The sequence below is a fragment of the Helicobacter sp. 11S02596-1 genome, assembly GCF_002272825.1.
Taxonomy (GTDB): domain Bacteria; phylum Campylobacterota; class Campylobacteria; order Campylobacterales; family Helicobacteraceae; genus Helicobacter_J.
This window is the reverse complement of the sequence record NZ_MLAM01000011.1, coordinates 60,095-69,646: the sequence shown is the minus strand read 5'-3', so window position 1 is coordinate 69,646 and position 9,552 is coordinate 60,095. Positions and strand designations below refer to the sequence as shown.

The following is a 9,552-nucleotide window of genomic DNA, read 5'->3' as shown; positions in this document are numbered from 1 at the left end:
TTGGGCCATTTAAGAGTGCTGATGATTTAATCAAAACCAAACCCTTTGCTGATGGATTATCTAGACAAATCTATCATAACCCCAATGCCTATACGATTGTATATGAAGTTAGAGATGGGAAGTAGGAAATAATAAGATAGGAAGTAGGGGAAATCCTAGAAACTTATCTCCAATACACAAAGCAACGCTTTGGGTATGAGATGGTTACTTTAGGAGGAGAAGCGTTAAAAAAGATAACTGCTTATCTTTTTTAGCTTCGCACGGCGATTGCGTTGTGCGACTATAAGGAGCACAGCAATACGCCCAAAAGCAAGATTTTACATCTTGCGGAATGGTCTTCAGATTCACAACGTGAATCGAATAGAAAGTAATGATTCTTTTCCATAGCCGTGCGACTAGTTATTTTTTCTTATACTAGCTAGAAAGGGGTGCTGGGGGGCTGACTTGCGAAGCGCCCCCCGCTCACCCCTTTAAACCCCTGCTCCCCCTGCACGCCCCCAATGCAATGCAAGATTAAAAAGCGTAGCGGGCTTTGGTTTGAGAGCGGATAAGGTTTCCAAACCTTAGAAACTTATTTCCAACGCACAAGCACTGCTTGGGCGTGAAATGGTAACTTTAGGAACGAAGCAAGATTTCACATCTTCCGAAGTGGTCTTCAGGTTTAATTTTTCAAAGAAAAAATTAAACCGAGTAAAAAATAATGAAAACCTGCTAGCGATTATCTATTTTTTCAGGATTTAAATCGTGGTTAATAAGGCGATGGTTTGCCATTGCCTCATACTTTGTGCCCGGCTTGCCATAATTAGCATATGGGTCGATACTAATCCCCCCACGAGGCGTGAATTTCCCCCAAACTTCGATATATCTGGGTTGCATTAGCTTGATGAGATCTTTCATAATAATATTGATACAATCCTCGTGAAAATCGCCGTGATTGCGGAATGAAAACAAATACAGCTTGAGTGATTTTGACTCGACCATTTTGACATCGGGGATATAGCTGATGGTAATGCTCGCAAAATCTGGTTGGTTTGTGATGGGGCATAGGCTGGTAAATTCGGGGCAATTGAATTTCACAAAATAGTCATTTTCTACGTGTTTGTTCTGGAATGTTTCTAAAATTTCGGGATTATAATCAAAGCGATAGCAAATGTTTTGATTCCCTAATAAATGTAATTGATTTTTTTTGTCCATTTTTGCTCCTAAATTTGTGTCTGATTAAATTGTGATTATACAAATTTTACAATAAAATGCGCCTATGAAAATATCTCCTGATGATCGTGCAAAGCTACAAAAATTGGGCTACTTAGATTTGCTCGCTTTTGCCACATATATCCCTAAATCCTATACAGACACCTCGCTTATCACCTCGCTAACGCCTTTGTGTGAGGGTGTTGTTGCTACCCACATCACGCAGGCTGATTTTATCAGGGGAAAAAATATCTTCAAGGTTGTAGCGGTGATGGAGGCGTTTGATGAACCTCTTTTTATCACGATTTTTAATGCCAAAAGCTTCCACAAAACACTCTATGCCATAGGAAAAAAGCTTTTTGTATTAGGCAAGATTGAATATAACTTTGGGCATTATGCGATGACCCAACCAAAAATCATCACTGCACCCGGAGAAATCATCGCAAATTTCAAAGCCACAGCGCTAAAATCTGCGAGCATTTCTGCCCTCGCCCAAAAGCTCCTCACGGAAGAAAATCTCACCGAAGCGGGCTTGCCCCAAAAGATTGCTTGCTTGATTGCAGAGATTTTTCACCCCACTAAAAGCTTTCTTTTGGAGTATCAAAAAAATAACGCCTTGCCCCCACGCCATTTGCACGCACTCAAATGGACTGAAATCACGGCGTATTTGATGCGTTTGTCAAAAAAGCGCCGTTATTTTGCTAGCAAATATATTTGCCGTGGTGATTATGCTGGTTTTATTGATTCGTTGCCATTTGAGCTGACAAGCGACCAAAACAGCGTGATTGCGACTATTGCATCGGATTTGGCAAAACCTACAGCGAGCAAACGGCTGATTATGGGGGATGTGGGTTGTGGCAAAACGATCGTGATTCTCTGTAGTGTTGTGATGGCATACCCGCACAAAACCCTATTGATGGCGCCTACGACGATTCTAGCTAAGCAACTTTATGATGAAGCACAAAAATTTCTCCCCAAGCACATCACGACCAAGCTCATCACCGCCGATACCAAAACCGATAGCAAAAAAAATGGGCAAAAAAAACTTTTTGAAGAAAAGGCAGATTTTATCATCGGGACACAAGCATTGCTTTATCGGGAGTTTCAAGCAGAGGATTTTGCGCTCATTATCACCGATGAGCAACACCGCTTTGGCACCAAACAACGCCACCAGCTTGAAAAACTCACAGAGGAAAAAACGCCCGAATCGACAAAAAAACCCCATTTTTTGCAGTTTTCTGCCACGCCAATTCCCCGAACGATGGCGATGTTAAACTCTAGTTTGATTGATTTTAGTTTTATTAAGCAACTCCCTTTCAAAAAAGACATCACGACAAAAATCATCGATAAATCAGGATTTTCGGAGCTTTTACGCCATATCCAAATCGAAATTTCACAGCACCGCCAAGTTGTTATCGTCTATCCATTGGTAGAAGAAAGTCAAAATTTTGATTATCTTTCTTTGAAAGAGGGCTGTGAATTTTGGCAAAAGCGTTTTGATAATGTGTATGTAACTTCGGGCAAGGACAAAGACAAGGAGCAGGTTTTGGAGGATTTTAGGGACAAAGGGAATATCCTTTTGGCGACCACGCTCATTGAGGTCGGCATTTCTTTGCCAAAACTTTCTACGATTGTCATCGTCGGGCCTGAACGGCTTGGGTTAGCCACACTCCACCAGCTACGTGGCAGGGTGAGTCGCAACGGCTTAAAGGGGTATTGTTTTTTATATACCAACACAAAAGAATCTGAGCGTTTGAAAGATTTTTGTGCGCATTTAAGCGGGTTTGATATTGCTGAAATCGATCTAAAATACCGCAATAGCGGGGATTTGCTTGGCGGGGAGCGCCAAAGTGGGGCGGAGTTTGAGTTTTTTGATATGAGCTGTGATGGCGAGATTCTTTCAGAAGTCAAACAATATCTGGGGATCTAGTCATTGCGCAAGCTCATATTTGCCAATTATGTGGTGGTCTTGGTCGCAAACTTGGCTGATTTTGGATTCTTCTGCGCTGACTATTAGCTTTTCGCCATTTTTTTTGAGCAAGATTTCTAAGGAATTTGCCGGGCTATGAAAATAAAATCGATCGTTTTGGATCTTGCCATCGCCTTCAAGAATGCAGTCTTTGGTTTGATTGGGTGTGATATTGCTAAAGGTCAAAACAAATTTTTCATTTTGAAGTTTTTGCACATAGAGTCCCTCCCAAGTCGCATTGCCGAGGTCCATCACGTATTTGGTATTGAGAAAATCTCCTTTAATAGCTTGCTTGAGTTCTTTCTCGCCCACATCACTGCTTTGACTATCCGAGCAAGCCACGAACAAAACCATCAAAACAAGCAGAAGGATTTTTATAGGGTTTTTCATTGATTTCTCCTGATGATAATGATCAAATCAGCCATCGTTTTTTTGGTTGCACTCTGGAGTGCCTCGATAATGCCACGACTACCCGAGCTGTCTTTGAGGTCTTCTTGATGGATAATTATTCCCTTTTTTTCTGGTCCTTTTATTGAGCCGATCTTATAAGCAATCGCCATTTCTGCCTTGGGGCTTGGGGTGTGAATGAGGGCAAACGACAAAATATCGATACTGATGAGATTTTTGGGGGCATTTGTGCCAAAAGGACGCGTAGTTATGAGGATACATTGCTTTTGAGATTCGCGCATCAAGAGATTTTGGAGCATATTTTTGGGTAAATCCACCCATTTTTGATTCTCCAGATGGGTAATCTGCCCATCTTCGGATTTGACAAGAATATCTTTGGTATTGTAAATATCGCTACTGGTTATCCCCATCAAGCCGATTTCTGTTGGGTTAGAGCATTCAAGATTCCAAGAAGTCTCTGTATTGATGTCATAATGATCCATCTTGGGGAGTTCGGATTTGAGCTTCACGCTCACGCAACCTGAAAACATCAAAACCAAAATAATCATTGCTAATTTTTTCATTTTCTCTCTCCAAATAGTGTGTCGTAGGGGTTGGCTTCGATTTTATTAAGCAAAATCGTGCTTTTGTCAAAAAATCTATCCATATTTATAAGGCTCATTTCAAGTTCGCCTAGAAGCGGGTTTAAGATTTGTTTCAAATCATATTCGCCTGTCTCGAGCTTTTTGTTGAGATTAGATACCAGCAGATTGGAGTTTTTTGACAATAGGGCGAGATTTTCTTTGGTTTGGGCGAGTTCAAGCGTGAGGGAATCAAGCGATGTGATGATGTTGGAAATATTTTCGACATTTTTGGGGCTTACCAGTGTGCCGATATTTTTCAAAACGCCCAGAAGCTCTTTTGTAACTTCATCAGCACTTGAAACAATCCTCCCCATAAAATTTTGCTTGAATTGCAATACGCGAGGCTCGCTATCGGTATAAAAATCGTTTGTATCATTTTGTTGGAGGGATAAATAACTTAACCCCGCAAGCCCTTGAGAATCAGGCGTGATGGTCGAGCCTTTGCGAATAGGGATGGCAGCATTGATGCCAAGTTCGATTTTGACCATCCCGAAATTGTTTTTATCAAAGCCAATTTTTTTAACACTCCCAATCGTGATACCTTTGTATTTTACAGGAGTATCGACGCCAATGCCTGATACTTCCTTGTCTGTATAAACCTCATAGGTGCGGTATTTGCTCTCATTTACCCCAATACGACCAATCCAGAGGATAAAAATCACCATACACACAATCACGGCAAAAAATATGCCCCCAATCAAGGTGTAATTTACATTTCTTTCCAAAACTTCTCTCCTCGCTTTGAATTAAATAAATTGTCCTTAGGCAGACCGATTTGGCGAGCTTGCAAGACAAAATCATCTAATGTCCCATCAAAATCAATCCGCCCATCTTTGAGTAAAATAAAACGATCGACTGCGTCATTGATAGAATCCAAATCGTGCGTGATCATCACGATGGTTAAATGCAATGTTTCTTTGAGGCTGATAATAAGCTCATCAAATTTCCCCGCACTGAGCGGGTCAAGCCCGCTAGTAGGCTCATCAAGAAATAATATTTCAGGATTTAGCGCCATCGCCCGAGCTAGCCCAACACGTTTTTTCATCCCGCCACTAAGCTCATAAGGGTAGAGATGATAAACCTTTTTGCTTAGCCCCACCCTATCAAGCCACATCTTAGCAATCTCTTGGATGCTTTCTTTGGGGTAGGTGCTGTATTCTTCAAGCAAAATACCGACATTTTCTAAAATATTCAAAGAACTATACAGCGCACCAAACTGGAACAGCACACCACAACGATTGAGGATTTTATACTTATATTTCTCAGAAAGTTTCCAAATATCATACCCAAATAAATTGATTTCTCCTTTTTGGGGGCGGTTTAGCAGTATCATACTGCGTAGCAAGGTGCTTTTCCCACTCCCGCTCCCGCCCAAAATCGCAAAAATTTCCCCCTGCAAGACATCAAAACTGATACCATTATGGATAACTTCATTGCCATAAGCATTGTGGAGATTTTTGACTGCGATGATAGGCGTTGCGATGGGGTTTTTAGGTGGATTCATAATTGCAATCTCGTAAAGATTACCGAAAATGTGGCATTGATAAAGATAATCCAAAACAAGGCATTCACCACGCTAATAGTTGTGAGTCTCCCGACAGATTCGGTATCGCCTCTGACTTCAAATCCCCTAAAGCACCCCACCATCGCAATCGCCCAGCCAAAAAATGGTGCTTTTAACATCCCGATCCAAAAATGCCGCCAACTCACGGTTTCATAAAAACGTTCGATATAGTTGCCAAACCCGATCCCAAGCTGGTATTTGATAGCTACCATTCCCCCAAGCAAGGCAAATGCATCGGCTAAAAACACCATCAGGGGCATCGCAACGATGAGGGCTAACACACGGGGCAAAACGAGAAATTCAAACACATTGAAGCTCATTGTTTCCATCGCGTCGATTTCTTCAGTGATTTTCATCACGCCAATTTGTGCGGTGAAGCTCGAAGCGCTCCTGCCAGCGATCACCAAAGCCAAGATAAAAGGCCCCATCTCACGCAATGAGAGTTTTGCGGTGGTTTCGACACTCATCAAAGGCACACCCATATTCTGGAGTTGCATTGCCCCTTGCAAGCTCACAGCAGCACCCACGATGAATGCCGTCAAAACGCTCACAGGCAGTGCCTTGAAGCCCGATTCATTGATATGATAAAACAGCGAGGCGAGGCGTATTTTTGATGGGTGGATGAGGGATTGGATAAAAAAATAAAGTGTCATCCCGCAAAAATTAAAAAAATCCAATGTTTTTTGAAAAAATCTCTCCACACCCCTGCCAAGCCCCTCAAAAATATGTATGCCAAAAATATTCCCAAATGCTTTAGGCGTAGCGGGGGGATCGGGGGGTGTTTCTTGGGCAAGCCAGGTGTGAATGATTTCTAAAATTCTCTCGGTTTTGTCTGAAGCGTGGAGCAACGTAGGATAAAGGGAAAGGGATTTGAGGAGATTGAGCAAAAAAACAGCAAAAATAAAATCCAGATGGGTTGTGGCAGAAAAATCAATGGCAAAATCGTTGGAAAAACCCGTGCTTGAGGGTGTTTGCTTGAGGCTTTGAAGTGCTTGTTTGAGGGATTGTAAATGCTTGGGGCTTGTCTGGAAATCCCAATTTCCCTCCAAAGAAAGGATGGTTTTTTGAGAATCTTGTATAATTCTCAAAGAGGTTGCTGGCATTGTCCTTCCTCCATTTGTTTTTTGCTTTTGCAAGCTTTCTTCGCCGTTTTTGTGGTCATTTTCGCTATGATTATATCAAAAAATAGTTTCCCAACAGCTATAACCCAGCAAGGCAAAAGGATGAAAAAACTTCACAAGATACTCTTGTGTGCATATGTTCCCATAACGATTTTGAATGCTTACCCCACTCAAGGAAGTCTAAATCCTCAAAATCCATCCATTCTGGAGGAAAAAAACGAGGGCTATAGCATTGAGGCAATCCGAGAGCGGCAAAAACTGGTGCGACAAAAAAGTGGCAAATATATCGGGGTAGGTATCGGGGGATTTCAAGTCAAAAAAGCCTACAAAGAACAAAACCAGATCAGCTTCCCTGCGACCTTATCGCTCAAAGGCGGGGTGCAGACATTTTTCAATAAAAATATTGGCATTAGAGGATTTTTTGGGCTTGATATGGCGACGGGATTTATCAACTACGAATTTGCAAAAGACCCTAGCCATTCGTTTTATTCGATGTTTTCTTTGGGGATCGATATTATCGGGGAATTTCCATTAACCAAAAGTTACAAACATTTTTTAGGTGCATTTGCTGGCATTGGCGGGGGCGCTACGATTTATGCAGATAATGAAAATTTTTCGTTATTCAAACACGCCATTACGAGTGCTGGTATTATGATAGAGGGCGGTGTAACCTTGAGTTTGTTTGTGAGGCATCGGTTTGAACTGGGTTTCAAAATACTCCCAACTGCCAAACAACTCCTCAATAGCAAGAAATTCGAAACCAGTCTAATGCCCTATGTGATGTATAACTACAAATTTTAGGGCTATTTTTAGCACATTTTTGGTGTTTTTGGTGTTTTTGGTGTGGGATTTTATTGTTTCATTCCACCGTTACGCTTTTTGCGAGATTTCTAGGCATATCGACATCATTGCCGAGTTTGATGGCGATTTCTAGGGCTAAAAGTTGCAAAACAACCATCATTGCAAAAAATTCTTCCATATAATCGCTAGCGGGTTTGATATAAATCATATCATCAGCGCTTTCAAAATCCTCTGAACTAATCGCACAAATCGTGGCATCTCTGGCACTGAGTTCCTCGACATTGCTTTTGATTTTGTCATACAAAAGGTGCTTTGGCAAAAGTGCAAGGGTAAAAAGCAAAGAATCTGCAAGTGCGATAGGCCCGTGCTTCATCTCACCGCTAGGATAACCCTCAGCGTGGAGATAGCTGATTTCTTTGAGCTTGAGCGCCCCCTCTAAGGCGAGGGGATAGAAAATATCCCTACCAATAAAGAAAAATCCGTGCCCGTGCAAATACCTTTTTGAAAGCCTTTTGAGTCTTTCGTGGAGCTTGGGGCTGACTTCTGTGGCTTTGGTGGCTTGGAGCATTGAAGTGATTTGTTCTTTGAGGGCATTTTCATCTAGCAAGCCTTTTTGATGGGCGATATAAACGCTTAGAATCCACAGCACCATCACTTGGGTGGCAAATGCCTTGGTAGAAGCCACGCCTTTTTCGATCCCGGCACGTGTCAAGATCACCCCATCGCTTTCCCGCACGATAGAGGAATTATCGATATTGCAAATCGCTAAGGTTTTGAGGGAATTTTTTTTGGCAAGCTTGAGGGCTTCGAGCGTATCAGCCGTTTCGCCACTTTGAGAAATGGCGATAAAAAGCTCGCTAGGACGCATTACCGAGCCAGCGTATCGAAATTCGCTTGCGATGACAACTTGCGTTTTGATTTTTGCGAGGCGCTCGAGCAAGTATTTGGCACTCATCCCGGCGTGGTAGCTTGTCCCGCACGCACAGATGGTAATCTCTGTAATCCCATCAAAAAAATCAGGCGCAAGCGATTCGAGGAAAATCCCCTCTTCGCTCACTCTGCCCATCATCGTTTCAAGCAAAACCTTATGCTGTTCATAGATTTCTTTTTCCATAAAATACCTGAAACCCTCTTTTTGGGCATATACTTTATTTTGTTCCAGCATTTTTATATCAGCTAGCATCTCAAAGCACTCCATATCCATATAGCCCACCGCCCCATCTTCAAGATAACAAACCTTTTGGGCATAGCCGATAAGCGGGGCGTCTGAGCTGGCAAAAAATATGCCAGTTTCACCCTTGCCGATAATGAGTGGCGAGCCACTTTTGGCATAAAAAATCCTATCGGGAGCAAGCTTGGTGATGAGTAAAATCGCATAAGCCCCTTTGAGCGAGGCAATGGTTTTTTCAAAGGCAGTTAGCGGGCTTTTGGTGTCTTTGAGATTTTCTTCAAACAAACGCACGATGACTTCGGTATCGGTTTGGCTCAAAAATGAATGCCCTTTTTTTTCAAGGGATTGTTTGATTTCTTGATAATTCTCGATAATGCCATTATGCACGACATTGCTAAAGGTTGCCATTTGGGGGTGAGCGTTGGCTTCAGTGGGTTTGCCGTGGGTCGCCCAGCGTGTGTGGGCTATGCCTAAGCCAAAGCCATTGGAGACAAAGTCGCCACATTTGTTTTCGAGATTGCAAATCCTGCCTACCGATTTGAATGTCGTAAGCTCCCCATCGCTCAAAACGGCGATTCCAGCACTATCATAGCCTCTGTATTCGAGTTCTTTTAACCCATTGATTAAGATTTCTTTTTTTTCCTGCTTGCCGATGTAGCCAACAATCCCGCACATACAAACCCCAATGATTTCGAAAATTTGCG

9 protein-coding genes are annotated in these 9,552 nt (G+C 42.3%); 2 read left to right on the top strand and 7 right to left on the bottom strand.

Annotated elements, in window-relative coordinates:
- Positions 1 to 711: 711 nt before the first annotated feature.
- On the bottom strand, positions 712 to 1,194 hold the full coding sequence (gene queF, locus BJI48_RS07530) for a preQ(1) synthase (RefSeq protein ID WP_095333599.1): 483 nt from the start codon (positions 1,192 to 1,194) through the stop codon (positions 712 to 714).
- A 64-nt stretch (positions 1,195 to 1,258) separates the two neighbouring features.
- Here queF and recG point away from each other — a divergent pair, with 64 nt between their 5' ends.
- On the top strand, positions 1,259 to 3,121 hold the full coding sequence (recG, locus tag BJI48_RS07525; RefSeq protein ID WP_095333597.1) for an ATP-dependent DNA helicase RecG: 1,863 nt from the start codon (positions 1,259 to 1,261) through the stop codon (positions 3,119 to 3,121).
- Here the strand turns inward: recG and BJI48_RS07520 are convergent, their stop codons facing one another.
- Genes BJI48_RS07520 through BJI48_RS07500 form a run of 5 tightly spaced genes read right to left on the bottom strand, consistent with a single transcriptional unit; the run spans position 3,122 to position 6,858 of the window.
- Positions 3,122 to 3,550, bottom strand: coding sequence for a hypothetical protein (locus BJI48_RS07520; protein ID WP_095333594.1), 429 nt, complete (start codon positions 3,548 to 3,550; stop codon positions 3,122 to 3,124).
- On the bottom strand, positions 3,547 to 4,131 hold the full coding sequence (locus BJI48_RS07515) for an ABC-type transport auxiliary lipoprotein family protein (RefSeq protein ID WP_095333592.1): 585 nt from the start codon (positions 4,129 to 4,131) through the stop codon (positions 3,547 to 3,549). Before BJI48_RS07515 ends, BJI48_RS07520 begins: the two co-directional genes overlap by 4 nt.
- Positions 4,128 to 4,916, bottom strand: a complete 789-nt coding sequence (locus tag BJI48_RS07510) for an MlaD family protein (protein WP_095333590.1) — start codon at positions 4,914 to 4,916, stop codon at positions 4,128 to 4,130. The genes BJI48_RS07515 and BJI48_RS07510 overlap by 4 nt, the downstream gene beginning before the upstream one ends.
- A complete protein-coding gene (locus BJI48_RS07505) occupies positions 4,901 to 5,695 on the bottom strand; it encodes an ATP-binding cassette domain-containing protein (protein ID WP_095333588.1) in 795 nt (264 codons plus the stop codon). Before BJI48_RS07505 ends, BJI48_RS07510 begins: the two co-directional genes overlap by 16 nt.
- Positions 5,692 to 6,858, bottom strand: a complete 1,167-nt coding sequence (locus BJI48_RS07500) for an MlaE family lipid ABC transporter permease subunit (protein WP_095333586.1) — start codon at positions 6,856 to 6,858, stop codon at positions 5,692 to 5,694. Before BJI48_RS07500 ends, BJI48_RS07505 begins: the two co-directional genes overlap by 4 nt.
- A 120-nt stretch (positions 6,859 to 6,978) precedes the next feature.
- Between BJI48_RS07500 and BJI48_RS07495 the strand changes: the two genes are divergently transcribed.
- Complete coding sequence (locus tag BJI48_RS07495; RefSeq protein ID WP_143428785.1) at positions 6,979 to 7,677, top strand: outer membrane beta-barrel protein; 699 nt, start codon at positions 6,979 to 6,981, stop codon at positions 7,675 to 7,677.
- A 58-nt stretch (positions 7,678 to 7,735) separates the two neighbouring features.
- Here BJI48_RS07495 and glmS read toward each other — a convergent pair whose 3' ends face one another.
- The gene (glmS, locus tag BJI48_RS07490) at positions 7,736 to 9,523 is read right to left on the bottom strand and encodes a glutamine--fructose-6-phosphate transaminase (isomerizing) (protein ID WP_095333584.1); all 1,788 of its coding nucleotides are present in this window, start codon (positions 9,521 to 9,523) and stop codon (positions 7,736 to 7,738) included.
- Positions 9,524 to 9,552: the final 29 nt, after the last annotated feature.